The organism is Pseudomonas sp. S30_BP2TU TE3576 (assembly GCF_050436025.1).
Lineage (GTDB): Bacteria > Pseudomonadota > Gammaproteobacteria > Pseudomonadales > Pseudomonadaceae > Aquipseudomonas.
The window spans coordinates 3,928,237-3,954,853 of sequence record NZ_JBNDLK010000001.1; the positions used below are offsets into that span (position 1 = coordinate 3,928,237).

Genomic DNA, 26,617 nt, shown 5'->3' on the forward strand with positions numbered 1-26,617 from the left:
GGGAGCGGGCTTGCTCGCGATGGCGGTCCTGGAAGCACTACAAATTATTTGGGTTTCTTCGCAATCCGTAACGACTTGGCCTTGGCTTCCACCAGCAGGTACATCACCAGGGCAATCAACAACGGCAGGATGAAATAAATCGCCCGATAGGCCAGCAAGCCCGCCACCAGGCTGCCCCGCGAAAACTCGTGTTGCAGCAGCGCCACGAACACCGCCTCGAGCACGCCGAGCCCGGCCGGGATGTGCGTGATGACTCCAGCGATGGCGCTGATCAACAACACCCCCAGCACCAGTGGATAGTCGAGCTTGCCCGGCAGCAACATGAAAATCACCGCCGCCATCAGCGACCAGTTCAGTGCCCCGAGCGCCAGTTGCAGCACGGCCATGCGCAACGACGGCAGGTCAATCTCCATGCCGCGAATCGCCCACTCCCGACGCTTGGCAAACCGGCATGCCGCCAGGTACCCGGCGCTCAGCAGCAATAACAAGACCCCCACGCCTTGCAGTGCGCTACTGCTGAGTTTCCAGCCCGGCGGCATGCGCACCAGCCCGCTGCTGAACACCGCGCCAGCAATCACCATGTAGCCGAACCAGTTGGTTGCCAGGCTCAGGCCAAGGATTTTCGCGATGTTGCTCTTGCTGACCCCGAGCCGTGAATACAACCGGTAACGCATGGCGATGCCGCCGACCCAGGCACTCAGGTTCAGGTTGAAGGCGTAGCTGATGATCCCCACGGGCAGGATCTGTTTCCACGTCAGGTTCTGGCGGATGTAGGTGCGGCCGATCAGGTCGAAGCAGGCGTACACCAGAAAACTCGCCAGGGTCAGCCCCGACGCGATGATCAGCGTGCGTACCTTGAAGTCGGCCAGGTTATCGAACACTTCGTCCCACTCGATGCGCTGGGCGAGCATTGTGAACAGCACGATCAGCATCAGGAAAAACAGCATCGTCAGCGGTCGTTTCCAGCGGCTCCAGTGGGACTTGCCCGAATGTTTGGCGGGGGCCGGCGCGTGGGTCTCAGCGCGGTTCATGGTCAGCGCTCCCGGTCGGACGAGGGAAGGGTTTCAGGCGAGGTTTATGCGCCGGCAACCAACCGGCCCACGCCGGGAAGTGCCGCAGGAAGTGAAACACCAGAAAGCCGATGGTCATGTGCCAGACACGCCCGCGTGGCGCGATGTCGGGAGACATGACCTTGCAGTGGTTATCGCTGAGGTCTTCCAGGCGATCGAACAGATGACGATTGAAGTCGCGGTCGCGGATCAGCACGTTGGCTTCCAGATTCATCGACAGACTCAACGGGTCGAGGTTGCTCGAGCCGACGGTGCTCCAGTCTTCGTCCACCAACGCGACCTTGCCGTGCAGCGGGCGGTCGCAATATTCGTAGATCTTCACGCCGGACTTGAGCAAGTAATCGTAGGTCATGCGCGCTGCGAGCCTGGCCACCAGCATGTCTGGCTGGCCCTGCAGGATCAGCCGCACATCCACGCCCCGGCGCGCGGCGTTGCGGATTTCACGCAGCAAGCGGAAACCGGGAAAAAAGTAGGCGTTGGCGATCACCACTCGCCGCTGCGCCTGACGCAGCACCTGGCGGTAAACCTCTTCGATGTCGTTCGGGTGTTCCCCGTTGTCGCGGTACACCAGCCGCACCTGGCCATCATGACCGTTGAGGGCCAGTTCCGAACGCCGCAACCGGCGCCGCTGCCACCAGTATTTGGCCCGCACCGGGCGACCGCATTGCAGCAGGGCGAAGTGATGGATGTCGGCCACGGCCGGGCCTTGCACTTCCACCGAATAATCCTGCTTGGCCTCGGGGCCGAAATCGGCCAGGTGATCGGCGGAAAAATTGATCCCGCCGATGAAGGCAATGGTGCCGTCCACCACCACAATCTTGCGGTGCAGGCGCCGGAACCAGTTGGTGCGGATGCCCAGGCGTTTCGGTGCCGGGTCAAACATTTGCAGGTGGACGCCGGCAGCGGTCAGGTCGGTGAGGAAGCCGGTACTCAGTTCACCGCAGCCAAAGCCGTCGAGGCTGACGGTGGTGCGCACGCCACGCCGAGCGGCTTCGATCAGGATCTGTTGCAGCTCATTGCCGACCTTGTCCTCGAACAGGATGAAGGTTTCCAGCAGGATTTCACTTTGCGCCCGGCGCAGAGCTTCAAACACCCGGGGAAAATACGCTTCGCCGTTTTCCAGCAACTCGACGCGGTTACTGCCTTGCCAGCCGTATTCGACATCGACCGCTATCGGCTCGCGGGTGGGCGGAGCGGGGATGTGTTCCAGCGTGGTTTTTTCCATCGACTGGCGGCTCATAGCTCGATCTCCACGGACAACGGGGCGTGGTCGGAAAGGTGCGACCAGGGCCGGATTGTCAGCACGCGTGGATGGCTGGCCTTGAGGTTGCGTACGTAGATGCGGTCCAGGCGCAATACCGGCAAGCGCGCCGGGAAACTGCGCGCCGGTTTGCCATGGTGCGCGGCGAAGACTTCACACAGACCGCTGGGCTTGAGCAATGCATCGGCGCGCTGGCGCCAGTCGTTGAAGTCTCCGGCGACGATGACCGGGGCGTCGCCGGGCAGGGCGTCCAGGCGCTGGGCGAGCAATTTCAGTTGTGCTGTGCGGTGGGTTTCGCGCAGCCCCAGGTGCACGCAAATGGCATGTACCTCCTGGCCGTCGCCGGGCAAGCGCAACACGCAATGCAACAGCCCGCGGTTCTCGTGCCCGCTGATGGATACGTCGAGGTTGTCGTGGCGGATGATCTGGAATTTCGACAACAGCGCATTGCCGTGATCGCCCGCCGGATACACCGCATTGCGTCCATAGGCGAACTGCGGCCACAGGGTGTCGGCGAGGAACTCGTATTGCGGCATCGTCGGCCAGTTGGTGTAGCGCTTGGGGTGCTGCTCGTGGGTGCCGTGGACCTCCTGCAAAAACACCACGTCGGCAGACACGCTGCGTACCGCTTCACGCAGTTCCGGCAGGATGAAACGCCGGTTGAGTGCGGTGAAACCTTTATGGGTGTTGACCGTCAGCACCGTGAAACGACAAGTGACGGACGGACCCTGTACCTGCGTGTCGGTTGCGTTTGAGTGTGTGGGAATACCGGTGTGATTCGCTGTCATGTCACCTGCCGCTTGACTGCACCTGTTTTTGGATGACTCTGGGGCAGTGGCGAAAGTTTCGATGGGGCTACGGACGGTACCCGACTTGAACTCACATCCATCCAGTGTGGGAGCGGGCTTGCTCGCGAAGGCGTCGGCACACTCAACAATGAGGTGACTGACACACCGCTTTCGCGAGCAAGCCCGCTCCCACAGGGTTTATCAGTGGCCGGCGATAATGCGGGCAGAGCCCTCGGCCGGTTCGGCGAACACCGGGCCGAGGCGATCAAGACGTCCACTCCACGCGGTCAATGCCAGCGCCACCAGCACCACCAGGCCACCGATCCATGCGGTATGAATCAACCCCATGTGGGCGACGATCAGGCCACCGCCCCAGGCGCCACCGGCAATGCCGAGGTTGAACGCCGCAATGTTCAGGCCGGATGCCACGTCCACGGCATGGGGCGTGTGATGTTCGGCCTGGCGCACCACGTACACCTGCAATCCCGGCACATTGCCGAATGCCACGGCGCCCCAGACCAGCACGGTGGCCAACGCCAGCCAAGGATTGCCGGCCGTGAAGGTCAGCGCGAACAGCACGGCGGCGAGCAGGGCAAAGATGATTTTCAGAGCGCTGATCGGACCGCGTTTGTCCGCCAGCTTTCCGCCCCAGATATTGCCGACGGCCACGGAGATGCCATAGACCAGCAACACCAGGCTGACGGTGCTGGCGCTGAAGCCGGAGAGGTCCTGAAGAATCGGTGCGAGAAAAGTAAAGGCAATGAACGAGCCGCCGTAGCCGACTGCCGTCATCGCATAAACCAGCAACAGGCGAGGTTGCTTGAGTACCTGCAATTGCTGCAACAACGACGCGGGTTTGCTGTGGGCGATAGTTTTCGGCACGTAGATCAGGCTGCCGATGAAGGCGATGACACCCAGTGCCGAAACGGCAAGGAAGGTTTCACGCCAGCCGAAATGCTGGCCGATGAATGTCCCCAGCGGCACGCCGGTGACCAGCGCGACGGTCAGGCCGGTGAACATGATGGCAATCGCGCTGGCGGCTTTTTCCTTCGGCACTAGACTGGTGGCGATGGTCGAGCCGATCGAGAAAAACACCCCGTGGGCCAGACCGGTGACGATTCGGGCGAGGATCAACGACTCGTAGCTCGGTGCTTGCCACGCCAGCAGGTTGCCCAGGGTGAACAGCACCATCAGCGACAACAGCAGCAATTTGCGCGGCACCTTGCCGGTGAGGGCGGTCAGCACCGGGGCGCCGACGGCGACGCCAAGGGCATACAGGCTGACCAGCAGGCCAGCGGATGGCAGACTGACGCCGAGATCGGCGCCGATGGTGGGTAACAGGCCAACGATGACGAACTCGGTCGTCCCGATGGCGAAGGCGCTGAGGGTCAGCGCGAGCAGGGCAATGGGCATGGCTGCAACTCCGGTGGTTGATTCGATGGAGCGCAGTGTCGGGATTTTGCTCGTGCGGAAAAATACAGGGATGGACATTTGATATTTGCGTACAGATCAAATATCGCGAAGGCGGGTGCATACTTGTGGCGCCGCCATCCGGCTATTCGCTGGCAATGCCCGAACTTGCCCGGCATTTCTCGATCAGTTCCTTACAGACACTGCCAAAGGAGCGGGTGCTTTGATCAGGCTCAAGAGCGCGATACTGCTGGGGGCGTTACTGCTTCTGGGCAGCGAGGAACTGGAAGCCGCCGCAATACCGGGGCTGCCGGCCATTGCGACCGCCGCGACACCACTGGCCCACCCCGAGCCGCTGGTACAGGGCGGTTTGCTCGGTGCCATCAGTTCAAGCATCGACGAGGCCCAGACCAAACTCGATCTCAACCAAAACCTGGTCGACGCCTGGCGCCTGCGTGCCGATCGCGCAGCCGATGAAGTGGAGCAACTGGTCAATCAGCCATCGGCCCGTTCGCCCTGGAGTGTCACCGGGGATTTCCTACTGCTGACCTGCGTGTGGGCGGCCGTGTTTGCCGGGCTTTGGCTGCTTGGGCGGCTGACCGCCAGACGCCTGTGCGAGCAGCGTTTACTGCAGAGGCGCGAACGGGGCCAGGCGTTGCTCGGTTACGTGCTGCCCTACGCCCTACCGGCGGTGATCAGTTTGCCGTTGACGATTTATGCCAGCCAGTTTTTGCCGATATCGGCCGGCCGGGCGCTGGCGCTGTGTTTGGCTTATGCCACAAGCGCGGGGATCTTTGCCGCATCATTGGTGATGTCGCTGATGATGGTGTTCAATGCCGGCCACAAGCGCCGGGCGGTGCAGATCATCCGTGAGAAAAGTCCCCGGCCTTTGTTTGGTATCGGCTTTCTGGTGGCCTTGAGCGATGCCCTGACCAGTCCGCAGATCTCCCTTCAACTGGGCAGCAACCTCACCAGCAGCATTGCGGTGTTCACCGGGTTGGCGGCCTCGATTGCCTTCGGCTTGCTGGTGATTCGCATGCGTCGCCCGGTCGCTCATGTGATCCGTATCCTGCCGTTGGCTCAACGTCTTGGCCAACCGGCATTACGTGAAACCCTGCGGATTTTTTCCGGGCTCTGGTATTGGCCGATTCTGCTGATGGTGCTGGTTTCGGTGATCAACCTGATCGGCGCCGGGGCGGACAACCAAAGAGTGCTGCGCAGCGCCTTGTTCACCACGGTGTTGCTGATTGCCACAGTGTTTCTCAGCACCACGCTGCATTATCTGTTCAAGGCGCGCAGCGAAGCGGACCAGCGCCGCAGCGGCGCATACAAGGAGCGCTTCCTCAACCTGTCCCACGCCTTGCTGCGTATCGGCATGGCCGTCGTCTTTATCGATATCCTCGGCCGAATCTGGGGCGTGTCATTGTTCGAGTTTGCGGTGAGCAATGCCGTGGGCCGGGCGATCAGTGATTCCCTGAGCCACATCGGCCTGATCCTGCTGGTGACCTGGATGGTCTGGGTAGTGCTCGACACGGCGATTCAGGAAGCCCTGAAACCACCGGCCAACAAGCGCTCGGCGCGCCAGCCGAGTACGCGTATCAAGACCATCCTGCCGTTGCTGCGTAACGCGATCAAAATCATCCTGGTGGTGGTCTGCGCGATCACCACCATGGCCAACCTGGGGATCAACGTCGCACCGTTCCTGGCCGGTGCCGGGGTCGTCGGGCTGGCGATCGGTTTCGGTTCCCAGCAACTGGTACAGGATGTGATCACCGGGTTGTTCATCATCATCGAAGACACCCTGTCCATCGGTGACTGGGTGGTGCTCGACTCCGGGCACGCCGGCACGGTCGAAGGCCTGACCATCCGCACCTTGCGCCTGCGTGATGGCAAGGGCTTCGTGCACTCGGTGCCGTTCGGCCAGATCAAGGCCGTGACCAACCAATCGCGGCAATTCGCCTATGCGTTTTTCTCGGTGCAATTCACCTACGACACCGATGTCGACAAGGCCATTGAACTGATCCGCGAGGCCGGGCATTCCATCAGCAGCGACGCGTTCCTGCGCTACAACCTGCAAGGGCCGCTGGATGTGTTTGGCGTCGACAAAATGGACCTCAACGGCGTGGTGCTGACCGCGCAATTCCGTACGGTGTCCGGTGGTCAATATGCGGTGAGCCGGGCGTTCAACCAGCGTTTGAAAAAGCTTGTGGATAACTGCCCGTGGGTGCATTTCGCGCAAACTTATCCACAACAGGCGCTGGTGCCGCGGCATCCGGCCGAGCCAGCGCTGGAGGCTGGAGCTGAGCCGGAGCATGCGGCGGTGCTGATACCGGATCGGCCGCGGTCTCAATAGTTTTTTGTCGACAGTACTGGCCCCTTCGCGAGCAAGCCCGCTCCCACAGGGGGATTTGTGAACGACACAAATCAACTGTGGGAGCGGGCTTGCTCGCGAAGGGGCCAGACCAGACACCCTCAATGCCGGATCAGCTTGCTGCGCACCTCGGCACTCGCCTGCTGATCCAGCTCCAACCAAAAAAGCAGTTTGCCGGCAATCTCGGCAGCGACCGGCAATCCGTCGCGATACACCAGCCGATTGCTCGCCAGCGCCGGGACCTTCACGCCGGGCAATAGCGTGCCGGCGAGGTTCAGCGGATCGACCCCGCACACCGCGACCAAACTTCCGTCATGGGGCCGGCGTCGCACCTCCCGCAGCAATGGAATCGCCTCGGGCAGGGCGAATTGTTCGCCCGCCAGGCCACTGACAAAACGCCCGCCGCGAATGTCGCCGCGTGCCTCCAGGCGATGGAAAGTACGCAACAGTTCCCGCCAGCTCGGCAGCCAGTCCGCCTCACGCTCCAGCAAGCGCCAGAACACCACGCCGTAGCGCCGCAGCAAGGTCATGGCGATGTGTTCCAGGGTGTCGCCCGGCGTCGGCGCGGCACGCTGGTTTTCCACCGCCGGTGCGGCAGGCGTGCGGCGCAGCAAGGCCCAGCGCCCGGCGTCGTCCATGCCACCGATAAATGCCCCGCGTCCGCGCCGACTGTTGCGGGGCTGGCGCTTGCTGGCCGGGGTAATCAGTGCGCGCAATCCGGCGAAGCTGTCGGCGTTTACCAGCCCCGCACCCACCAGTTCCTGCAGGGCGATTTCCAGCTCCGAACGCAGCAAGTGCGCCTCATGGATCAGCTCATCGAAAAACAGCGCGCCGTGCTGGCTGAGGGCGGCGTGGACCTTTTGCGTTTTCGGCGACAGTTCGCTGACCGGCGTCTGTTCGGTCAAGCCGCTCCAGAGTCCGACCCGGTTGCGCGGCAGCAACACGATTGGCGTACTGCGTAGCGCGGTGCTGGCGCTTTTGTTATGCGCGGTAAGGCGCGTCCACACCAGTCTGCCGCTGCGGCACAACTCATCCAGCCACGTCGCCAAGTAGTCCTTGATTCGCGTCGGCAGGATGTCGCTGTCCCAGGCTGAAGCGGCGGCTGGGTAGCCTTCAAATTGCGCAGTAACGGCTGGCAATGCTGCCGCGCCCTGGACCTGGCTCGCGGTCGACACATGCTGCCAGTCGAACAGGAATCGCATGAAGTCCTGCAACGCCACCGGTTCGATTTCCCGACGCAGGCGCTTGACCGTGTAGCGGTGAATCCGCGCCAGCAAGTGCCGCTCGCACCATTCTTCCCCGGCGGTGCCCGGGGTGAAGCGGCCGCGCAGTACGTAGCCTTCGCGTTCCAGTTGCGCCAGGGCCTGGTTCACTTGTGCAGCGGGCAAGCCGACTGGTTCGGCAATCCGATTGAGCGCAAGTGGCCCGAAGGCGCTGAGCCGTGCGCGGATCAGTTCGAGTACGGCTTCGTCGGGTTCCCAGGCTTCATCGAAGTCCGGCAGCGCTGGCAGGGATGGCATCAATTCGGCTTGTGGATAGATCGCCCGCAGGCAAGTCAGGCGCTCCAGTGCCAGCCACAACGATTGCCCGGCGTTGATCTGCAAACGGCTGGCGCGTCCGCTGTCGGCCAGGGTATTGAGCCAGTCGAACCACTGCGGGTTGGCCCGAGCCTCGATATCGGTGATGCACGCCAGGCTCATCAACGCTTCGTGCATTTCATCGACACCGGAGGGCGCTGGCCAGGCTTCGTCGCGCACGGCGGCAATCGCCTCGGCGTCCAGCGCACCGAGATCATCGGTGGATTGCGGGTCGCTCCAGCGGCGATTGAGCACCGCTTGGGTGCGGCGTTCCTCCAGCGGTGCATCGTCGAGGAAGGTGTAGGGGCGGGCGCTGAGAATTTCCGCCGCCAGCGGCGAAGGCGCCGGCAAGTCGCGGCTGATCAGGCGAATGTCGCCGCGTTCCATACGCCGCAACAGTGCCAGCCAACCTTGGGTGTCCATGGCATCGTGCAGGCAATCGTCGAGGGTCTGCTCCACCAGTGGATGGTCGGGAATCTCCCGTTCGCCGGCGAGGTTTTCCACGCAGGCGATCTGATCGGGAAACACGCTGGCGATCAGGTCTTCGCTTTTCATCCGCTGGATTTGCGGCGGGACTTTGCGCCCGCCGCTGTAGCGCGGCAGGGCCAGGGCCACGCCGGCATTCCAGCGCCAGCGCACGCCGAACAGCGGCGCGTCGAGCACGGCTTGAATCAGGATGTGCTCGGCGCTGTTGCTGTGCAGGTAGCGCCAGACTTCGTCCAGTTCAAAGCTGTGGCTGGTGGACAGCGACAGCACGATGGCGTCTTCGCTGGCGGCGGCCTGCAATTCGAAGTTGAAGGTGCGACAGAAACGCTTGCGCAGGGCCAGGCCCCAGGCGCGGTTGATGCGGCTGCCGAACGGTGTGTGAATGACCAGTTGCGTGCCGCCTGACTCGTCGAAAAAACGCTCCATCAACAGCGTGTCTTGCGACGGCAGGGCACCCAGCGTTTGTCGCGCACGGGCCAGGTAATCCACCAGTTGTTCGGCGCCGGCGACGTTCAGGCCCAGGGTCTCGGTCAGCCAGTCGAGTGCTGGCTGCAAGTTGCCTGGCGCAGCACCCAGCAAGTCGTCGAGTTGTGCCTGCAAGCGCGCCACCGCCGAAGACAATTCGGCACTGCGCCCCGGTGCTTCCCCGAGCCAGAACGGAATGGTCGGCGGCTGACCCTGGGCATCCTCGACCCGGACCTTGCCGGTTTCCACGCGCAGGATTCGATAGGAGGTATTGCCCAACTGGAAGACATCCCCGGCAATGCTTTCCACCGCGAAGTCTTCGTTGATGGTGCCAATGTTCAGCCCTTGAGGCTCCAGCAGCACGCTGTAGTCGGCATTGTCCGGAATGGTCCCGCCACTGGTCACTGCGGTCAGTTTCGCGCCACGGCGCCCGCGCAGGGTGCGGCTCACGGCGTCGCGGTGCAGGTAGGCACTGCGGATGCCCTGACGCCCGTTGTAACCCTCGGCGAGCATCTGCAGCAGCGCCTGGTAGTGTTTGTCGTCGAGCCCGGCGTAGGGCGAGGCACGGCGCAACATCTCTAGCAGCGCTTGCTCCGGCCACTCCTGGCAACTGACCTCGGCGATGATCTGCTGTGCCAGCACGTCCAGCGGCGCTTGCGGGATCAACAAGGTGTCGAGTTCACCCCGGCGCACGCAGTCGAGCAGGGCGGCGCATTCGATCAAGTCGTCGCGGGTGGTGGCGAACAAGCGGCCCTTGGGCGTGCCGCCGACCTGGTGCCCGGAACGGCCGACCCGTTGCAGAAAACCGGCAATCGAACGCGGCGAGGCGATCTGGCACACCAGGTCGACGTCGCCGATGTCGATCCCCAGTTCCAGCGATGCCGTGGCGATCAGTACTTGCAGGTCGCCGCGCTTGAGCCGCTGCTCGGCGTCCAGGCGAAATTCCTTGGCCAGGCTGCCGTGGTGGGCCGCGACGGCGTCCTTGCCCAGGCGTTCGCTCAGGTGCCGGCTCAGGCGTTCGGCCAGGCGCCGGGTGTTGACGAAAATCAGCGTGGTCCGGTGCTCGCGGGCGAGGGCGGCGAGGCGGTCGTAAACCAGTTCCCAGACATCGTTGGCCATCACGGCCGACAGCGGCACGGGCGGCACTTCGATGTCCAGGTCGCGGGGGCGGGCGTGGCCGATGTCGATGATCTCGCACGGACGGTCGCGACCGACCAGGAAGCGCGACACCGCTTCGATGGGCTTTTGCGTGGCCGACAGGCCGATGCGCAGAAGCGGTTCCGGGCAGAGTGCTTGCAGGCGTTCGAGGCTCAAGGCCAGATGACTGCCGCGTTTGCTGGCGGCCATGGCATGGATCTCGTCGACGATCACCGTTTGTGTGGTGCCGAGCATCTGCCGGCCGGAATCAGAACCGAGCAGCACGTACAGGGATTCCGGGGTGGTCACCAGAATGTGCGGCGCCGTCTTGCGCATCGCCGAACGGTCTTTTTGTGGCGTGTCACCGGTGCGTACTGCGGTGGTGATCTGCAATTCGGGCAGGCCCATCACGCGCAATTGCCCGGTAATGCCGGCCAGCGGGTTTTGCAGGTTGATCTGGATGTCGTTGGACAGCGCCTTGAGCGGCGAGACGTAGACCACCAGGGTTGCGTCGGGCAGGCCTTCGGCGGATTCCAGGCCGCGGTGCACCAGGTCGTCGATGACGGCGAGAAAGGCCGTGAGGGTCTTGCCGGAGCCGGTGGGCGCGGCGATCAGGGTCGAGCGGCGCTGGCGGATCAACGGCCACGCCCGGGCCTGGGCGGCGGTGAGCGCTGGGAATGTGTGGCTGAACCAGGCGCTGACGGCAGGGTGAAAGCCGCTCAGGGCACTGTCTGCGGGGATGGGCAGGTTCATGCAGCAAGTTATGCGGGTGGGGGCTGAAGATGCAAGTACCGCTCGGGGATCTCTGTTGACTGACAGGGCCCCATCGCGAGCAAGCTCGCTCCCACAGGGGGGCGGTGTTCACAAAACCATTGTGGGAGCGAGCTTGCTCGCGATGAGGCCAGTGGCAGCACCACAAATCCCGGACATCTACACTTTACGGATGACGGTTGCGCACTAAACCCGCAAAATGCAACGATTCCGGCAATTACCAACGACATCGCCTGGGCGCGGTGTCGATAAAGCCATTGTTCCAATCAGACTGGGCCTGCTGACTCTATGCGAATGCGCCTTATGTTACTGGGCGGCGGAAATGCCCTTGGGCAGGCGCTGATTCGCCTCGGTGCGGAGGAAGACATCGGTTTCCTCGCACCCCGCCCGCCCGAAAACGGCTGGGACGCCGCGAGCCTGACACAACTGCTCGACGACACCCGTCCCGATGCGTTGATCAACCTTGCCTACTACTTCGACTGGTTCCAGGCCGAAGCAGTCAGCGAACAGCGCCTGGCCGGGCAAGAGCGTGCGATCGAGCGCCTGGCGGAACTGTGCCAGCACCACAACATCGTTCTGCTGCAACCTTCGAGCTATCGAGTATTCGATGGCTCCCGCGCCACCGCCTACAGCGAAAAAGACGAACCGGTGCCCCTGGGCCTGCGCGGCCAGGCCTTGTGGCGGATCGAGCAAAGCGTTCGCGCCACCTGCCCGCAACACGTGCTGCTGCGTTTCGGCTGGTTGCTGGATGACAGCCCGGACGGCACCCTTGGGCGCTTCCTCGCCCGCGCCGAACAACCCGAAGAACTGCTGATGGCCGATGACCGGCGCGGCAATCCGACACCGGTCGACGATGCTGCCCGCGTGATCATTTCAGTGCTCAAGCAACTCGATTGCGCCGCGCCGCTGTGGGGCACCTACCACTATGCCGGGCATGAGGCGACCACGCCGCTGGCGCTGGGGCAGGCGATACTGACCGAAGCCCGCAGCCTGCATCCGCTGGCCATCGAAGCCCCGACCGCCCAGGCCCACGCCGCGTGTCCGGATGCTGCGCAAGAGCCGCAACACGCGGTATTGGCCTGCAAAAAAATTCTGCACACCTTCGGAATCAAACCGCGCGCCTGGCGTGCGGCGCTTCCCGCTCTACTGGACAGGTTCTATCGCCATGGCTGACGGTCCCGTTTTGATCACCGGCGGTGCCGGTTTCATTGGTTCGCACCTGACTGACGCCCTGCTTGCCAAGGGCCATGCGGTGCGGATTCTCGATGACCTGTCCACCGGCAAGCGCAGCAATCTGCCGCTGGATAATCCGAAGGTCGAACTGATCGTCGGCGACGTGGCCGATGCGGCTGTGGTCGCCCAGGCGATGACCGGTTGCAGCGCCGTGGCGCATCTGGCCGCCGTGGCTTCGGTGCAGGCCTCGGTGGACGATCCGGTGCGCACGCACCAGAGCAACTTCATCGGCACGCTGAACGTCTGCGAAGCCATGCGCCAGGCCGGGGTCAAGCGCGTACTGTTTGCTTCCAGCGCGGCGGTGTATGGCAACAATGGCGAAGGTGAGTCGATCGACGAAGACACGCCCAAGGCACCCTTGACGCCTTATGCGGCGGACAAACTGGCCGGTGAACATTACTTCGATTTCTACCGCCGCCAGCATGGGCTGGAGCCGGTGATTTTCCGCTTCTTCAACATCTACGGCCCACGCCAGGATCCGTCCTCGCCGTACTCCGGGGTGATCAGCATTTTCAGCGAGCGCGCGCAAAAGGGCCTGCCGATCACCGTGTTCGGAGATGGCGAGCAGACCCGGGATTTTGTCTACGTCGAAGACCTGGTCGACTTGCTGGTGCAGGCCATCGAAAAGCCCCGGGTCGAAGTCGGTGCGGTCAACGTTGGCTGGAACCAGGCGACGACCCTCAAGCAGATGCTCGAAGCGCTCGAAGCCGTGGTTGGTCAGCTGCCATCAGTGAGCTACGGTCCGGCGCGCTCCGGTGACATCCGCCATTCCCGGGCGAATAACCGGCGTCTGCTGGAGCGCTTTCACACCTCCTCGCAAACACCGATGAGCGTGGGGCTGGCGCGGTTGCTGGGGCGATAGATCGCTCCCCCGCGGACATGAAAAAGGCGCCTTTTTACAGGCGCCTTTTTCACGGCCGGAATTTACGTTAAAGCGGGTAGATTCCCTGTGGCGAGGGGGCTCGCCCCCGTTCGACTGCGCAGCAGTCGTCGTCATTTTTAAGTCTAATCAACACCAAGCCTCATTCACCACCACGTGAACGTTCTATCAGAACTTGTAGCCCAGACCGACCATGTACACAAACGGATCGACATCGACGTTGACCTTGGCGCGGGTGCCCGGTGCAATTGAGTTGTTTTCAACGGTGGCGCGGGTGTCGATGTCGATGTAGCGCACCTGGGCGTTGAGCAAAATGTTGTCGGTCAGCATGTAGTCGGCACCGACCTGCCAGGCCAGGCCCCAGGAGTTCTTCGCCTTGAAGTTGCTGAAGCCGGCGGACTTGGCTTCGCTGCTGAGGCTTTCGTCGTAGATCCAGGTGTAGTTGATGCCACCGCCGACGTACGGCTGGAAAGCTGACTTCGAATCCAGCGGGTAATAGACCACGCTCAGGGTTGGCGGCAGGTGTTTCAGTGAGCCGAGTTTGCCGTTGGCAGCCGGCAGGGCAGTGCCTTTGAGTTTCACATCATGCTCGAACGGAGTGGCGGCGAGCAGTTCGATCCCCCAGTTGTTGGTAAGCATGTAGGCGAAGTTCAGGCCCAGCTGCGTGTCGCTGTCCATGGTCGCCTTGCCGCCCAGATTGGTACCGGCCAGCGGACCCTGATCGACCTTCACGCTGGAGCTGTCGGCCTTTGGATTAACGGTGATGGCGCCCGCACGAAGGATGATGTCACCGGCCTCGTGGGCGTAGGCGAGCGGGGCTGCGAGCGCGAGGGCAACCAGCGTGGCGCTGAGCATGGACTTGTTCATGGGGGCTCCAGAGGACGTTAAAAATGTTCGATGTCCAATGGTAAGGTGCCTAACGAATCGGTCTTTTGATGCAGCTCAATGAATGTGGGAAGGGAGTGGTTTTTGTGGTGTTGCTGATGGCCTCATCGCGAGCAAGCTCGCTCCCACAGGGGATTTGAGTCGAGACACAGATCAAGTGTGGGAGCGAGCTTGCTCGCGATGACTGACTTTCAAGCAACCCATGACTACCGGATTCACTCCGGCAATTCATACAGGTAAATCTTGTCCGCCTCCATCTGATACCCGGCATCCGCCAACTCGCTGGTGGACGCCTTGACCTGCAGCGCACCTTCGATCCAGTACGGCTGATACAACTCGTCGAGCTTCACGCCGACTTCGCTTTTGACGTGCACGATCTGGTTCGACGGCGGTGGCGGTACGTGGATGCAGGCGCCGAAATACGGCACCAGCAGAAACTCGGTGGTGCGTCCTTCCTCGCTCACTTCCAGCGGCACGATGTAGCCCGGCAGGCGAATGTTCTGGCCATCGAGGGCCTTGACCACCGGTGCATTGGGCATGTCCTGCCTGGCGGCGGGTGCCGACTCGGCCGACAGCGCATTACTCATCTGCGACAGGTCGTGCAACGGCGTCATGTTCGGTATTTCTTTCGGCGCATCCGGCGGAATCATCTCCGCCCAGGTCAGGTCTTTTGGCTGGGCCGCCCACAGGGGCAGGGCGACCAGCATCAACAGCGCAAGTACAGCGCGGGGCATTTTCAACGTCCTCATAAGCGGATCGACAGGCCATCGGCCAGGGATTGGCGATAGGCGCGCCAGGCCGGCACGCTGCCCATCAGCAGCGCGGCGATCAGGATGCCACCGAGCAGTGTCCATTCATATTCGCTGGGCCAGGACAGTGGCAGGTACAGACCGTAATTGGCCTGCACATAACCCTGGGCCGCCGCGATGCACACATACAGCAACGCCACACCGGCGATCACACCCGACAGCGCCAAGGCAAAGGCTTCCAGCACCAACAGCGTTGCGATGTGCCACGGTCGTGCGCCTACCGAACGCAGGATCGCCATCTCCCGGCGTCGCTCGTTGAGGCTGGTGAGAATGGCCGTGAGCATGCCGATCAACCCTGTCAGCACCACAAACAGCGAGACCACGAACAAGGCTTTTTCTGCCGTGCCCATCAAGCTCCACAGCTCTTGCAACGCCACGCCCGGCAGGATCGCCAGCATCGGCTCGCCGCGGAATTCGTTGATTTCGCGCTGCAGGGCAAAGGTTGAAATCTTGTTGTTGAGGCCGAGCATGAACGCGGTGATCGCTTGCGGCGTCAGGTCCATGTTGCGCGCCTGATCGGCCGTGATGCGACCCTCGCCCCGGGCCGGCACGCCGTTGTGCCAGTCGATGTGAATCGCTTCCATGCCGCCGAGGCTGATGTGCAGCGTGCGGTCCACCGGGGTGCCGGTGCGCTTGAGAATGCCGACCACGGTGAACGGCTTGTCGTCGTGCTTGACCAGGCTGATCGCCGCCACGCCGTGGGCCAGCACCAGTTTGTCGCCGAGTTTGTAGTGCAGCGCATCCGCCACTTCGGCGCCGAGCACCACTTCGAACGGGTCGGTGGCGAAGGCCCGGCCATCGGCCAGTTCCAGGTGTTGCTGGCGGCCGTACTGGTAATGCTCGAAGTAGGCTTCGGTGGTGCCCATCACTCGGTAGCCGCGATGGGAATCGCCGAGGGACATCGGGATCGCCCACTGCACTTTCGGGTTGTTGGCGAAGTGTTCGAAGCTGTCCCAGCGAATATTGTTGGTGGCGTTGCCGATGCGGAATACCGAGTACAGCAACAGGTTCACCGAGCCTGAGCGGGCACCGACAATCAGGTCGGTGCCGCTGATGGTGCTGGCGAAACTGGCCTTGGCTTCGGTGCGCACGCGCTCCACCGCCAGCAGCAGGCACACCGACAGGGCGATGGCGAACGCCGTGAGGATCGCGGTGAAACGGCGGTTAGCCAGGCTGGCCATGGCTAGACGAAACAAATACATCTCAAACCTCGGACAGGATGGCGGCGCGATTGAGTTCGGCCAGCGACAGGTTGTGATCGAACAGCGGCGCCAGGCTCTGGTCATGGCTGACGAACAACAGGCTCGACCCGGCTTCGCGGCACTCGGCGAACAGCAGGCGAATGAAGTTTTCGCGGGCGTCGTAATCGAGGGCCGAGGTCGGCTCGTCGGCGATCACCAGTTCCGGTTGACCGATCAGCGCGCGGGCGGCGGCGACCCGTTGCTGCTGGCCGATGGACAGCGAGTCGGCGCGTCGAGCGAGGATGTTTTCATCTTTCAAACCCAGGTGGGCGAGCAGCGTCGCGGCCGCTTTGTCGACGCTGCCGTGACGCTGTTTCGCCCGTTCGGCACGCAGTTTCGAGAAGTGGCAGGGCAGTTCGACGTTTTCACGCACCGACAGAAACGGCAGCAGGTTGAACTGCTGGAAGATGTAGCCGGTGTGATCGACGCGGAAGTGATCACGGGCGCCGGCCGACAGTTGCGTCAGCTCCTGGCCGAGCAGGCGGATGCTGCCGCGATCGGGCTTTTGCACGCCGCCGAGCAGACCGAGCAGGGTGGTCTTGCCGCTGCCGCTGGGGCCTTTGAGAAACAGGGTTTCTCCGCGCTCCAGGCGAAACGCCGGGATGTCCAGCAGTGGCGGGTGACCGGGCCAACTGAAGCCCAGGTTGGACAGTTCGATGAGTGCTTGGGTCATGTGAAACCGGTCAGGTTGGTGGTGAACCCCTGTGGGAGCGGGCTTGCTCGCGAATGCGGTGTGTCAGAGACATTGATGCAAACTGATACGGCGCCTTCGCGAGCAAGCCCGCTCCCACATTTGATTTGCGGTGGATCAGAATTTCAGGGTGGCCGACTTGGCCGTCACTTCAACCCCTTGCTGTCCGCTCGGGCCGATCAGTTGTACCTGAACTTTCCGGGTGGCCGGGAACGTGTTGAAAATGTTCGCCAGGTCCAGGGTCTTCAACGCGTCTGGCGTGGCGCAGGTGAACTGATAGCGGGCGTGGATTTCGCTGTGATCATGGTGATGTTCGTGGCCGTCTTCGTCCTTGGCGTCTTCATCAGGGTCATCGTCGGCATCGGGCTGGTCACCGAACAACGGGCTTTCCAGTTCCTGGTTTTCCACCACGCAACCGGCGGCTTTCGGCAGGTTGAACAGGGTCAGGGGTTGCTCAAGCCGGGTACGTACGGCGACGACTTTGGCTTTGTCTGCATCGCTGGTGGCGACATGCTCGAAACCCACCAGGTTCATGGCCGGACTTTCCAGCTCCAGCTCCAGGGTCTTGCCGTCCAGCACAGCATTCAGGCGCCCCACGCCATGTTCGTGGGCACCCAGGCTGCCATGCTCATGATCGTGTTCGTCGGCAGCATGGGCGACAACCAGCGGCAACATGGCAAACGGCAGAGCGAGAAGCAGACGGCGCATGGCGAGTCTCCGAAAAGTAAAATGAATAAATTGTTATGTAATCTTATAACGTAAGTGCGGAGAGTTTGACTGCCTGCTTGGCGTTGCACAAGTCCCATGGGAGCATGCAGGGAAGAAATGTGCGGGAGCAGACCTATGTTGCGAATTCGCGGAAGCATCGGCGACTGGCCGGTGGATTTGAGCCTGGAAATGGACGATGCGGACTGGGCGCGACTAGGGGCGCAGTTGCAGGTGGAAAAATCCGCAGTCAGCGCGCCGGCGGCGAAACCGCTGAATCAGGATGATGCGCTGTGGCAGATCGCCCGGGATTTGTTGCGCAAGGCAGGGCAACTCAGCGGGCCGGATCTGCTCGATCAACTCGAAGGCCTGACCGGCAGCGCGGCGGCGGGCAAACGCCTGCTGGTGCGTTTGCGCCATTGTGCGGATGTGAAAGTGGAAAGCGGCGGCGATACACCGTTGTACCGCTGGTTGTTGTAGGAGCGAGCTTGCTCGCGAAAGCGTCGTGTCAGTCCAGGATAATGTGACTGATATACCGCCATCGCGAGCAAGCTCGCTCCTACAAGGTGGCGCTTAGTACAACGCAGCAAACAACTTGCGACGGTACGTGCTCACCAGCGGATGATCGTTGCCCAGCAACTCGAACACCTGCAGCAAAGTCTTGTGCGGCAAGCCTTCGCTGTAGCTGCGGTTGCGGACGAACAGCTTGAGCAGTGCATCCAGAGCGGCGTCGTACTGCTGACGGGCCAGTTGCTGGATCGCCAATTGATAAACTGCTTCATCGTCCTGGGGATTTTTCGCCAGCCGGGCCTTCAGGTCGGCGGCATCCGGCAAGTCTCTGGCCAAACCGAGAAACTTGATCTGCGCCTTGGCACCGGCCAGCGCGGCCTTGTGTTCGTCGCTCTTGACCGCATCCAGCACGGCTTGCGCTTCGCCCAGTTCACCGCGCTCGGTCAGGCAGCGGGCGTACAGGATCAGCGCCTTGGCGTTGGTGTTGTCTTCACCCAGCAGCACTTTGAGCAAGGCTTCGGCATCGGCAAAGCGGCTTTCATCGAACAGCGCCTGGGCCTGTTCGAACGGATCGGCGGCGGCCGGTGGCGGCATCTGCACATGGGGTTCGAGCAGGGCGCGCACGGCGGATTCCGGTTGTGCACCGGCAAAGCCGTCGACAGGCTGGCCGTCCTTGAACAGCACCACGGTCGGCAAGCTGCGGATGCCGAAGCGGGCGACGATGTCTTGCTCGATGTCGCAGTTGACCTTGGCCAGCAGTAACTCACCCTGATAGCTCTCGGCAATGCTCTGCAACATCGGCATCAGCACTTTGCAGGGCGCGCACCATTCGGCCCAGAAGTCCACCAGCACCGGCTTGTGGAAAGAGTTCTCGATCACCGACTGGTCGAAATCGGCAGTCGTGGCGTCGAAGATGTACGGCGTTTCCTGACTCATGGGCAATCTCGTAGAAGCGTGAATGGGGCAACTATACGGCTTGGTGGGGGCACGCCGAAAGCGGGGTAGTCGTGAGAGGTATGTTGCCTGACCGGACGCCTTCGCGAGCAAGCCCGCTCCCACAAGCAGAACGCATTCCAATGTGGGAGCGGGCTTGCTCGCGAAGCTTTTAGCTAGCGCTGCGCGTGGTACAAGCTCACATGCCGAAACTCGTGGGGCTCGGCCAGATCCGGCAGGGTCATGGCCTCAAGCATTTCGATGCGCCGGTACAACGGATGGCGAAAATCCCGCACTCGAGAGTCCGCCACCAGCGCCTCTCGGCCGCGACTGAGGAACTGGTCGAGCAGCGGCAGGTTCGCCCGGTCGTACAACACGTCCGCCACCAGAATCAGATCGAAGCGATCGGCCTCGGCGAAAAAGTCCGTCGAGTAGTTGAGCTGCACGTCGTTGAGCTCGGCATTCGCCCGGCACGCGGCAATCGCCAGCGGGTCGAGGTCGCAGGCCAGCACTTCCAGCGCGCCGGCCTTGGCAGCGGCAATCCCCGCGACGCCGGAACCCGCGCCGAAATCCAGTACCCGCTTGCCTTTGACCCAATGTGGGTTTGCGGCCAGATAACGGGCCACGGCCAGACCGCTGGCCCAGCAGAAACTCCAGTACGGTGGTTCATGCAGGATGCGCCGGGTTTCTTCCGGGCTGAAGGCGCGGTCCATGTTGTCGCCGTCGATCAGCCACAGTTGCAAATCTGTTTCCGGCAACGGGCAGGCTACCAGTTGTGCATCGCCGAGCAATTCAGCCAGGGCCCGTTGCAGGTCGAGCGGTGCACTCATGGGGCTTTGACGAATTGCAGTTGGCCCAGGGCCTGGGTGGTCGGCTGGGTAATCAACTGCGACGGCAGGTGCAGGATCAACTGGCCGGACTGACTGGCGCGGCCTCGCAGTTCAACGCGGGCACCGACCGGGAAGGATTCCGGATTGAAGCGCAGGTGAAACGGCAGCGCCTGGTTGTTGCCGATCAGGCTGGAACTGGCGAGTAATTGTTGCGGGCGGTCTTTTTCGTCGATCACCAGCAGCGCCAGCTCGACTTCAGCGCCGGCCGGCACACCTAGCAAGGTGCCGCTCAATTCGCGCTGATACGCGGGCAGCGGGCCAAGTTCGGCAGCCTCCCGGGCCTTCTTCTGTGCTTGCTGCGGCGCCGGGCCTGGCGTTGGCGGCTGGGGCTTGGGTGCATCGCTGCCGCAAGCCACCAGCAGGCTGAAAACACTGAGCAAAATGAGCGGGCGTAACGACATTGGTGGCTCCATAAAGCTGAATTCCATGGATCAAGTGATCATCCCGTCTGTATACCGCAAACCCTATGGCTTGTCTTGCCACGGGGATGCGCTACCATGGCCCTCCCTTTTTTTGTTGCCTGCCACCATGCACTGTCCCTTCTGCGGTGCCAACGACACCAAAGTCATCGACTCGCGTCTGGTCGCCGAGGGCGAACAGGTGCGCCGCCGGCGTGAATGCCTGGCCTGCGGCGAGCGTTTCACGACGTTCGAGACGGCTGAACTGGTGTTGCCGCGCCTGATCAAAACCGACGGCAGTCGCCAGCCGTTCGACGAAGAAAAACTCCGCGCCGGCATGCAGCGTGCGCTGGAAAAGCGCCCGGTGAGCGTCGAGCGCCTCGAATCGTCGCTGGTGCACATCAAACACAAACTGCGTGCCACCGGCGAACGCGAGGTCAAATCCCTCGTGGTCGGCGAACTGGTGATGGCCGAGCTGCAGAAGCTCGACGAAGTCGCCTACATCCGCTTTGCCTCGGTCTATCGCCGTTTCCAGGACCTCAACGAGTTCCGCGAAGAGATCGATCGCCTGGCCCGTGAACCGGTGAAAGAATGACCACGCCCGCAGAACTTGCCATCCTCGACGCTCATTTCATGGCCCGTGCCCTGGAACTGGCGCGCAAGGGGCATTACACGACGCACCCCAATCCGCGTGTAGGTTGCGTGATCGTGCAGGGCGGGCAGATTGTCGGTGAAGGCTGGCACGAGCGCGCCGGCGAGCCTCACGCCGAAGTCCATGCCCTGCGCGCCGCCGGTGAGCAGGCGCGTGGCGCTACCGCTTATGTGACGCTTGAACCTTGCAGCCACCACGGTCGTACGCCGCCCTGCGCCGATGCGCTGGTGAATGCCGGTGTGGCCCGCGTGGTCGCGGCGATGCAGGACCCGAATCCGGAAGTCGCCGGTCGTGGCCTGCAACGCTTGGAACAGGCCGGCATCGTCACCGAAAGCGGCGTGCTGGAGGGCGAGGCGCGCAAGCTCAACCAAGGCTTCCTCAAGCGCATGGAGCACGGCTTGCCGTTCGTGCGGGTCAAGCTGGCCATGAGCCTCGACGGGCGTACGGCGATGGAAAGTGGCGAAAGCCAGTGGATCACCGGCCCGGCTGCACGTTCGGCGGTGCAACGCCTGCGCGCCCAGGCCAGCGTGGTGCTGACCGGCGCCGACACGGTGTTGGCGGACAACGCACGCTTGACCGTGCGTGCCGATGAGCTCGGACTGGACGCCGAACAAACAGCACTGGCCATGAGCCGGCCGCCGTTGCGCGTGCTGGTCGACGGTCGCCTGCGGGTGCCGCTGGATGCACCGTTCTTCAAGGCCGGCCCGGCGCTGGTTGCCACCTGCGTGGCGGTGGAAGAGCAATACGCCAACGGCCCGGAATGCCTGATCGTGCCCGGTTACGATGGCCAGGTCGACCTGCGTCAGCTGCTCGTCGAACTCGCCGCCCGTGGCGCCAATGAGGTGTTGGTCGAGGCCGGTCCGCGTCTGGCGGGTGCTTTCGCTCAGCTCGGGCTGGTGGACGAGTTCCAGATTTTCATCGCCGGCAAGTTTTTGGGCTCTTCGGCGCGGCCGCTGCTGGACTGGCCGCTCGCGCAAATGAAGGATGCGCCGGAACTCAAAATCACCGAAATTCGTGCAGTTGGCGATGACTGGCGAGTCATCGCCATCCCAGTGCCAGCAGCAAGCGTATAATTTCCGGCCATCGCTATAGCGCTGGCTTTGTTCTCGAGGAGAACCTCATGTTTACCGGCATCATCGAATCCATCGGCAGTATTCGTGCATTGACCCCAAAGGGCGGTGATGTGCGGGTTCATGTCGAAACCGGCAAGCTCGACCTGAGCGACGTCAAGCTGGGCGACAGCATCGCGGTCAACGGCGTATGCCTGACCGCCGTTGAGTTGCCGGGCAACGGCTTCGCCGCCGACGTCAGTCGCGAAACCCTCGACTGCACCGCCATGAACGACCTGAAAAGCGGCAGCCCGGTCAATCTGGAAAAAGCCCTGACCCCGACCACTCGCCTCGGCGGGCACCTGGTCAGCGGTCACGTCGATGGCGTGGGCGAAGTGGTTGCCCGTACCGAAAACGCGCGCGCCGTGGAATTCCGCATTCGTGCGCCCAAGGACCTGGCCAAGTACATCGCCCATAAAGGCTCGATCACCGTCGACGGCACCAGCCTGACCGTGAACGCGGTCGATGGCGCCGAGTTCCTGCTGACCATCATTCCGCACACCCTGAGCGAAACCATCATGGCGTCGTACCAGCCTGGCCGCCGGGTGAACCTGGAAGTGGATTTGCTGGCCCGTTACCTGGAGCGCCTGTTGCTGGGCGACAAGGCCGCAGAGCCTACAAAATCCGGAAACATCACTGAAAGCTTTCTGGCCGCCAACGGCTACCTCAAATCCTGACTCAAGGGGGTGCCTTGTGGCGCTCAATAGCATCGAAGAACTGGTTGAAGACATCCGCCAAGGCAAGATGGTCATCCTCATGGATGACGAAGACCGCGAGAACGAAGGCGACCTGATCATGGCCGCCGAGTGCTGCAAGCCCGAGCACATCAACTTCATGGCCAAGCACGCCCGTGGCCTGATCTGCATGCCGATGAGCCGCGAGCGCTGCGAGCTGCTCAAGCTGCCGTTGATGGCACCGCGCAACGGCTCCGGTTTCGGCACCAAGTTCACCGTGTCCATCGAAGCCGCCACCGGCGTGACCACCGGCATTTCCGCCGCCGACCGTGCGCGCACCGTGCAGGCTGCTGCCGCCCGTGATGCCAAGGCTGAAGACATCGTCAGCCCGGGTCACATCTTCCCGCTGATGGCCCAGGCTGGTGGCACCCTGGCCCGCGCCGGTCACACCGAAGCGGCCTGCGACCTGGCGCGCATGGCCGGTTTCGAACCGAGCGGCGTGATCTGCGAAGTGATGAACGACGACGGCACCATGTCCCGTCGCGCCGAGCTGGAAGCTTTTGCCGCCGAACACGACATCAAGATCGGCACCATCGCCGACCTGATTCACTACCGGATGATCCACGAACGTACCGTTCAGCGGATTGCCGAGCAGCCACTGGACAGCGAACTGGGCCAATTCAACCTGGTGACCTATCGTGACTCGGTGGAAGGCGACGTGCACATGGCACTGACCCTGGGCAATGTCTGCGCCGAAGAGCCGACCCTGGTTCGCGTGCACAACATGGACCCGCTGCGCGACCTGCTGATGGTCAAGCAACCGGGCCGCTGGAGCCTGCGCGCCGCCATGGCCACGGTTGCCGAGGCCGGCAGCGGCGTGGTGTTGTTGCTCGGTCACCCGCTCGATGGCGACGTGTTGCTGGCGCATATCCGCGAAACCGCCGATCACGCAGCGGTGAAAAAACCGACCACCTACAGCACTGTGGGTGCCGGTTCGCAGATTCTGCGGGACCTGGGCGTGCGCAAAATGCGCCTGATGTCGGCACCGATGAAATTTAATGCGATATCCGGTTTCGATCTGGAAGTTGTAGAATACGTGCCCTCCGAATAATGACCGGTTGTTTCCGGCCCTGAATTCGCGGCAAATAAATCACTGAGGGGCGCGTAGAAGACGCGTCCCGGCTCTTTAAGAGATCTAACGAATGACCCTGAAGACCATCGAAGGTACCTTCATCGCCCCTAAAGGCCGCTACGCTCTGGTAGTGGGCCGTTTCAACAGCTTCGTCGTTGAAAGCCTGGTCAGCGGTGCAGTTGATGCCCTGGTTCGCCACGGCGTAAGCGAAAGCGACATCACCATCATCCGCGCACCTGGCGCCTTCGAAATTCCGCTGGTTGCACAGAAAGTCGCTCAAAAGGGCGAGTTCGCGGCAATCATCGCCCTGGGCGCAGTCATTCGTGGCGGCACTCCGCATTTCGAATACGTGGCTGGCGAATGCACCAAGGGTCTGGCCCAGGTGTCCATGGAGTTCGGTGTACCGGTTGCATTCGGCGTGCTGACCGTTGACTCCATCGAGCAAGCCATCGAGCGTTCCGGCACCAAGGCCGGCAACAAAGGTGCTGAAGCTGCCCTGTCCGCTCTGGAAATGGTCAGCCTGCTGGCGCAGTTGGAGGCCAAGTGATTAGCGACGATAGCGATCGTTTCAACCCGCGCGATCCAAAGCCTGCGGATGCCGGCAAGCCATCGAAAAGCGCCAAGCGCCGCGAAGCCCGTCAGCTCGCGACTCAGGCGCTGTACCAATGGCACATGGCCAAGCAGTCGCTGAACGAGATCGAAGCGCAGTTCCGGGTCGATAACGATTTCAGCGATGTCGACGGCGCGTATTTCCGCGAAATCCTGCACGGGGTTCCGCAGTTCAAGACCGAAATCGACACTGCACTCAAGCCATGCCTGGACTTGACCATCGAAGAGCTGGACCCGGTTGAACTGGCGGTTCTGCGCCTGTCCACCTGGGAGCTGCTCAAGCGCGTCGATGTGCCGTACCGCGTTGTGATCAACGAAGGTATCGAACTGGCCAAGGTCTTCGGTTCCACCGATGGCCACAAGTTCGTCAACGGTGTGCTCGACAAGCTGGCCCCGCGTCTGCGTGAAGCTGAAGTGAAGGCGTTCAAGCGCTGACCGGCGCTTGAGTTGCTGCCAATGGGCGAGTTTGAGCTGATCCGCAATTTCTTTGCCGCCGCGCCTTGTGCGCAAGGCGGCGAAGGCGTTGCCCTCGGGATCGGCGATGACTGCGCCTTGCTGGCTGTTCCTCCCGGGGAACAGTTGGCGATTTCTACCGATACGCTGGTGGCCGGCGTGCATTTCGCCGATCCCTGCGATCCCTTTCTGCTCGGTCAGCGTTCGCTGGCCGTGGCCGTCAGCGACCTGGCTGCCATGGGCGCCACTCCGGTTGCCTTTACCCTTGCCCTGACCTTGCCGACGGTAACCGCCGATTGGCTGCATGCTTTTGCCCGTGGTTTGAACCAGATGGCGCAAAGCTGCGGCGTGGCGCTGGTGGGCGGTGATACGACCCGTGGGCCGCTGAGCCTGACCATGACCGTGTTCGGGCGTGTACCGGGCGGTCTGGCGTTGACCCGCAGCGGTGCACAACCGGGTGATCTGCTGTGTGTCGGTGGCGACCTGGGCAATGCCGCCGGCGCCTTGCCATTGGTGCTTGGCCAGTGCACGGCCGACGCGAGCATTGCCGGGCCGTTGCTGGCGCATTACTGGTCGCCGCAACCGCAGCTCGGATTGGGGCAGGCGCTGCGGGGCAGGGCCACTTCGGCAATGGATATCTCCGACGGTCTACTCGCGGATTGCGGGCATATCGCGCTGGCCTCGAAGGTCGGTATCGAAGTCGAGCAGGAGCGTTTACCGCTGTCGCAAAGCCTGGTCGACTTTCTCGGTCAAGCGGATGCACAGGTGGCGGCCCTGAGCGGAGGCGACGACTACGTCCTGGTTTTCACCTTACCGTCCGTCGAGTTACCACTATTGCTGGCCGACGGCTGGCCGATCCATGTGATTGGGCAGGTGGTGACGGGGCAGGGCGTGAGGCTGCTGGACGCCGATGGCCAAGACATCACCCCGCAAACCCGGGGCTATCAACATTTTCGGGAGTCACTGTGACAGATCATCCCAAACAGGTCCCGGCGGAATTCGTACCGCCGTCGGTCTGGCGTAATCCGTGGCATTTCCTGGCGTTCGGCTTCGGCTCGGGCACCTTGCCAAAGGCGCCCGGCACTTGGGGGTCGTTAGTTGCACTGCCGTTTATTCCGTTGTGGCAGATGCTGCCCGACTGGGGTTACTGGCTGATGCTCGGCATCACCATGCTGTTCGGCTTCTGGCTGTGCGGCAAAGTGGCCGACGATTTACGGGTACACGACCATGAAGGCATCGTCTGGGACGAAATGGTCGGCATGTGGATCACCCTGTGGCTGGTGCCGGAAGGTTGGCAATGGTTGCTCGCGGGCTTCTTGATGTTCCGCTTCTTCGACATCCTCAAGCCGTGGCCGATTCGCTGGATTGACCGGCACGTACACGGTGGCGTCGGCATCATGCTGGATGATGTGCTGGCTGGGGTGTTTGCCTGGTTGGGGATGCAGGGACTGGTGTGGTTTTTCGCCTGACCGGAGAG

General features: G+C 62.5%; 25 protein-coding genes. 12 read left to right on the forward strand and 13 right to left on the reverse strand.

What is annotated here, in order from left to right; all coding sequences use genetic code 11:
• Positions 1 to 44: 44 nt before the first annotated feature.
• From ABIA48_RS17895 to ABIA48_RS17910, 4 genes are all read right to left on the reverse strand, one after another.
• Positions 45 to 1,031, reverse strand: a complete 987-nt coding sequence (locus ABIA48_RS17895) for a lysylphosphatidylglycerol synthase domain-containing protein (protein ID WP_429490294.1) — start codon at positions 1,029 to 1,031, stop codon at positions 45 to 47.
• A complete protein-coding gene (clsB, locus tag ABIA48_RS17900; protein WP_429490296.1) occupies positions 1,018 to 2,310 on the reverse strand; it encodes a cardiolipin synthase ClsB in 1,293 nt (430 codons plus the stop codon). Before clsB ends, ABIA48_RS17895 begins: the two co-directional genes overlap by 14 nt.
• Positions 2,307 to 3,119: an endonuclease/exonuclease/phosphatase family protein gene (locus ABIA48_RS17905; RefSeq protein WP_429490298.1), complete on the reverse strand. Its 813-nt coding sequence runs from the start codon at positions 3,117 to 3,119 to the stop codon at positions 2,307 to 2,309. Before ABIA48_RS17905 ends, clsB begins: the two co-directional genes overlap by 4 nt.
• Before the next feature lie 201 nt (positions 3,120 to 3,320).
• A complete protein-coding gene (locus ABIA48_RS17910) occupies positions 3,321 to 4,532 on the reverse strand; it encodes an MFS transporter (protein ID WP_429490299.1) in 1,212 nt (403 codons plus the stop codon).
• Positions 4,533 to 4,752: 220 nt separating this feature from the next.
• On the opposite strand from ABIA48_RS17910, the gene ABIA48_RS17915 reads away from it, so the two are divergent.
• On the forward strand, positions 4,753 to 6,882 hold the full coding sequence (locus ABIA48_RS17915) for a mechanosensitive ion channel family protein (RefSeq protein WP_429490301.1): 2,130 nt from the start codon (positions 4,753 to 4,755) through the stop codon (positions 6,880 to 6,882).
• 119 nt (positions 6,883 to 7,001) lie between these two features.
• On the opposite strand, the gene ABIA48_RS17920 is transcribed toward ABIA48_RS17915, so the two are convergent.
• The gene (locus ABIA48_RS17920; RefSeq protein WP_429490303.1) at positions 7,002 to 11,318 is read right to left on the reverse strand and encodes an Lhr family helicase; all 4,317 of its coding nucleotides are present in this window, start codon (positions 11,316 to 11,318) and stop codon (positions 7,002 to 7,004) included.
• Between the two features lie 306 nt (positions 11,319 to 11,624).
• On the opposite strand from ABIA48_RS17920, the gene ABIA48_RS17925 reads away from it, so the two are divergent.
• Both ABIA48_RS17925 and ABIA48_RS17930 read left to right on the forward strand, forming a co-directional pair.
• On the forward strand, positions 11,625 to 12,509 hold the full coding sequence (locus ABIA48_RS17925) for a sugar nucleotide-binding protein (protein WP_007984441.1): 885 nt from the start codon (positions 11,625 to 11,627) through the stop codon (positions 12,507 to 12,509).
• Positions 12,502 to 13,431, forward strand: a complete 930-nt coding sequence (locus ABIA48_RS17930) for an NAD-dependent epimerase/dehydratase family protein (RefSeq protein WP_429490305.1) — start codon at positions 12,502 to 12,504, stop codon at positions 13,429 to 13,431. The genes ABIA48_RS17925 and ABIA48_RS17930 overlap by 8 nt, the downstream gene beginning before the upstream one ends.
• A 186-nt stretch (positions 13,432 to 13,617) precedes the next feature.
• On the opposite strand, the gene ABIA48_RS17935 is transcribed toward ABIA48_RS17930, so the two are convergent.
• The 5 genes from ABIA48_RS17935 to ABIA48_RS17955 all read right to left on the reverse strand — a co-directional run bounded on the left by ABIA48_RS17935 (position 13,618) and on the right by ABIA48_RS17955 (position 17,783).
• Positions 13,618 to 14,316, reverse strand: coding sequence for an OmpW/AlkL family protein (locus ABIA48_RS17935; RefSeq protein WP_429490307.1), 699 nt, complete (start codon positions 14,314 to 14,316; stop codon positions 13,618 to 13,620).
• A gap of 233 nt (positions 14,317 to 14,549) precedes the next feature.
• Positions 14,550 to 15,068 carry a DUF3299 domain-containing protein gene (locus ABIA48_RS17940; RefSeq protein ID WP_429490309.1) on the reverse strand — a complete coding sequence of 173 codons (519 nt, stop codon included), beginning with the start codon at positions 15,066 to 15,068 and terminating at the stop codon, positions 14,550 to 14,552.
• Between the two features lie 11 nt (positions 15,069 to 15,079).
• A complete protein-coding gene (locus tag ABIA48_RS17945) occupies positions 15,080 to 16,345 on the reverse strand; it encodes an ABC transporter permease (RefSeq protein ID WP_429490311.1) in 1,266 nt (421 codons plus the stop codon).
• Position 16,346: 1 nt separating this feature from the next.
• Positions 16,347 to 17,057, reverse strand: coding sequence for an ABC transporter ATP-binding protein (locus ABIA48_RS17950; protein ID WP_429490313.1), 711 nt, complete (start codon positions 17,055 to 17,057; stop codon positions 16,347 to 16,349).
• A gap of 135 nt (positions 17,058 to 17,192) precedes the next feature.
• Positions 17,193 to 17,783 carry a DUF2796 domain-containing protein gene (locus ABIA48_RS17955; RefSeq protein WP_429490315.1) on the reverse strand — a complete coding sequence of 197 codons (591 nt, stop codon included), beginning with the start codon at positions 17,781 to 17,783 and terminating at the stop codon, positions 17,193 to 17,195.
• A 135-nt stretch (positions 17,784 to 17,918) separates the two neighbouring features.
• Between ABIA48_RS17955 and ABIA48_RS17960 the strand changes: the two genes are divergently transcribed.
• Positions 17,919 to 18,260: a hypothetical protein gene (locus ABIA48_RS17960; RefSeq protein ID WP_429490317.1), complete on the forward strand. Its 342-nt coding sequence runs from the start codon at positions 17,919 to 17,921 to the stop codon at positions 18,258 to 18,260.
• Between the two features lie 93 nt (positions 18,261 to 18,353).
• On the opposite strand, the gene trxA is transcribed toward ABIA48_RS17960, so the two are convergent.
• The 3 genes from trxA to ABIA48_RS17975 form a co-directional block, all read right to left on the reverse strand.
• Positions 18,354 to 19,226 carry a thioredoxin gene (gene trxA / locus ABIA48_RS17965; protein ID WP_429490319.1) on the reverse strand — a complete coding sequence of 291 codons (873 nt, stop codon included), beginning with the start codon at positions 19,224 to 19,226 and terminating at the stop codon, positions 18,354 to 18,356.
• 173 nt (positions 19,227 to 19,399) lie between these two features.
• On the reverse strand, positions 19,400 to 20,053 hold the full coding sequence (locus tag ABIA48_RS17970; protein ID WP_095941938.1) for a class I SAM-dependent methyltransferase: 654 nt from the start codon (positions 20,051 to 20,053) through the stop codon (positions 19,400 to 19,402).
• Entirely contained in the window at positions 20,050 to 20,514 is a 465-nt protein-coding gene (locus tag ABIA48_RS17975; RefSeq protein ID WP_277532158.1) for a YbaY family lipoprotein, read from the reverse strand. Before ABIA48_RS17975 ends, ABIA48_RS17970 begins: the two co-directional genes overlap by 4 nt.
• A gap of 127 nt (positions 20,515 to 20,641) precedes the next feature.
• Between ABIA48_RS17975 and nrdR the strand changes: the two genes are divergently transcribed.
• The 8 genes from nrdR to ABIA48_RS18015 all read left to right on the forward strand — a co-directional run bounded on the left by nrdR (position 20,642) and on the right by ABIA48_RS18015 (position 26,609).
• On the forward strand, positions 20,642 to 21,106 hold the full coding sequence (gene nrdR / locus ABIA48_RS17980) for a transcriptional regulator NrdR (protein WP_003228656.1): 465 nt from the start codon (positions 20,642 to 20,644) through the stop codon (positions 21,104 to 21,106).
• A complete protein-coding gene (gene ribD / locus ABIA48_RS17985; RefSeq protein ID WP_429490322.1) occupies positions 21,103 to 22,236 on the forward strand; it encodes a bifunctional diaminohydroxyphosphoribosylaminopyrimidine deaminase/5-amino-6-(5-phosphoribosylamino)uracil reductase RibD in 1,134 nt (377 codons plus the stop codon). The genes nrdR and ribD overlap by 4 nt, the downstream gene beginning before the upstream one ends.
• A 47-nt stretch (positions 22,237 to 22,283) precedes the next feature.
• Positions 22,284 to 22,949 carry a riboflavin synthase gene (locus ABIA48_RS17990; RefSeq protein WP_104451298.1) on the forward strand — a complete coding sequence of 222 codons (666 nt, stop codon included), beginning with the start codon at positions 22,284 to 22,286 and terminating at the stop codon, positions 22,947 to 22,949.
• Positions 22,950 to 22,965: 16 nt separating this feature from the next.
• On the forward strand, positions 22,966 to 24,057 hold the full coding sequence (gene ribBA / locus ABIA48_RS17995; protein ID WP_007984459.1) for a bifunctional 3,4-dihydroxy-2-butanone-4-phosphate synthase/GTP cyclohydrolase II: 1,092 nt from the start codon (positions 22,966 to 22,968) through the stop codon (positions 24,055 to 24,057).
• 91 nt (positions 24,058 to 24,148) lie between these two features.
• On the forward strand, positions 24,149 to 24,625 hold the full coding sequence (gene ribH, locus ABIA48_RS18000) for a 6,7-dimethyl-8-ribityllumazine synthase (RefSeq protein ID WP_003228649.1): 477 nt from the start codon (positions 24,149 to 24,151) through the stop codon (positions 24,623 to 24,625).
• Positions 24,622 to 25,122 carry a transcription antitermination factor NusB gene (nusB, locus tag ABIA48_RS18005; protein WP_007970164.1) on the forward strand — a complete coding sequence of 167 codons (501 nt, stop codon included), beginning with the start codon at positions 24,622 to 24,624 and terminating at the stop codon, positions 25,120 to 25,122. Before ribH ends, nusB begins: the two co-directional genes overlap by 4 nt.
• Before the next feature lie 21 nt (positions 25,123 to 25,143).
• Positions 25,144 to 26,109 carry a thiamine-phosphate kinase gene (thiL, locus tag ABIA48_RS18010; protein WP_429490325.1) on the forward strand — a complete coding sequence of 322 codons (966 nt, stop codon included), beginning with the start codon at positions 25,144 to 25,146 and terminating at the stop codon, positions 26,107 to 26,109.
• Positions 26,106 to 26,609 carry a phosphatidylglycerophosphatase A family protein gene (locus tag ABIA48_RS18015; protein ID WP_007984461.1) on the forward strand — a complete coding sequence of 168 codons (504 nt, stop codon included), beginning with the start codon at positions 26,106 to 26,108 and terminating at the stop codon, positions 26,607 to 26,609. Before thiL ends, ABIA48_RS18015 begins: the two co-directional genes overlap by 4 nt.
• Positions 26,610 to 26,617: the final 8 nt, after the last annotated feature.

Excerpts from the sequence above, each read along its gene's own strand:
- ABIA48_RS17895 (WP_429490294.1), bottom strand. The coding sequence starts at position 1,031 with ATGAACCGCGCTGAGACCCACGCGCCGGCCCCCGCCAAACATTCGGGC.
- clsB (WP_429490296.1), bottom strand. The coding sequence starts at position 2,310 with ATGAGCCGCCAGTCGATGGAAAAAACCACGCTGGAACACATCCCCGCT.
- ABIA48_RS17905 (WP_429490298.1), bottom strand. The coding sequence starts at position 3,119 with ATGACAGCGAATCACACCGGTATTCCCACACACTCAAACGCAACCGAC.
- ABIA48_RS17910 (WP_429490299.1), bottom strand. The coding sequence starts at position 4,532 with ATGCCCATTGCCCTGCTCGCGCTGACCCTCAGCGCCTTCGCCATCGGG.
- ABIA48_RS17920 (WP_429490303.1), bottom strand. The coding sequence starts at position 11,318 with ATGAACCTGCCCATCCCCGCAGACAGTGCCCTGAGCGGCTTTCACCCT.
- ABIA48_RS17925 (WP_007984441.1), top strand. The coding sequence starts at position 11,625 with ATGCGAATGCGCCTTATGTTACTGGGCGGCGGAAATGCCCTTGGGCAG.
- ABIA48_RS17930 (WP_429490305.1), top strand. The coding sequence starts at position 12,502 with ATGGCTGACGGTCCCGTTTTGATCACCGGCGGTGCCGGTTTCATTGGT.
- ABIA48_RS17935 (WP_429490307.1), bottom strand. The coding sequence starts at position 14,316 with ATGAACAAGTCCATGCTCAGCGCCACGCTGGTTGCCCTCGCGCTCGCA.
- ABIA48_RS17940 (WP_429490309.1), bottom strand. The coding sequence starts at position 15,068 with ATGCCCCGCGCTGTACTTGCGCTGTTGATGCTGGTCGCCCTGCCCCTG.
- ABIA48_RS17945 (WP_429490311.1), bottom strand. The coding sequence starts at position 16,345 with ATGTATTTGTTTCGTCTAGCCATGGCCAGCCTGGCTAACCGCCGTTTC.
- ABIA48_RS17950 (WP_429490313.1), bottom strand. The coding sequence starts at position 17,057 with ATGACCCAAGCACTCATCGAACTGTCCAACCTGGGCTTCAGTTGGCCC.
- ABIA48_RS17955 (WP_429490315.1), bottom strand. The coding sequence starts at position 17,783 with ATGCGCCGTCTGCTTCTCGCTCTGCCGTTTGCCATGTTGCCGCTGGTT.
- ABIA48_RS17960 (WP_429490317.1), top strand. The coding sequence starts at position 17,919 with ATGTTGCGAATTCGCGGAAGCATCGGCGACTGGCCGGTGGATTTGAGC.
- trxA (WP_429490319.1), bottom strand. The coding sequence starts at position 19,226 with ATGAGTCAGGAAACGCCGTACATCTTCGACGCCACGACTGCCGATTTC.
- ABIA48_RS17970 (WP_095941938.1), bottom strand. The coding sequence starts at position 20,053 with ATGAGTGCACCGCTCGACCTGCAACGGGCCCTGGCTGAATTGCTCGGC.
- ABIA48_RS17975 (WP_277532158.1), bottom strand. The coding sequence starts at position 20,514 with ATGTCGTTACGCCCGCTCATTTTGCTCAGTGTTTTCAGCCTGCTGGTG.
- nrdR (WP_003228656.1), top strand. The coding sequence starts at position 20,642 with ATGCACTGTCCCTTCTGCGGTGCCAACGACACCAAAGTCATCGACTCG.
- ribD (WP_429490322.1), top strand. The coding sequence starts at position 21,103 with ATGACCACGCCCGCAGAACTTGCCATCCTCGACGCTCATTTCATGGCC.
- ABIA48_RS17990 (WP_104451298.1), top strand. The coding sequence starts at position 22,284 with ATGTTTACCGGCATCATCGAATCCATCGGCAGTATTCGTGCATTGACC.
- ribH (WP_003228649.1), top strand. The coding sequence starts at position 24,149 with ATGACCCTGAAGACCATCGAAGGTACCTTCATCGCCCCTAAAGGCCGC.
- thiL (WP_429490325.1), top strand. The coding sequence starts at position 25,144 with ATGGGCGAGTTTGAGCTGATCCGCAATTTCTTTGCCGCCGCGCCTTGT.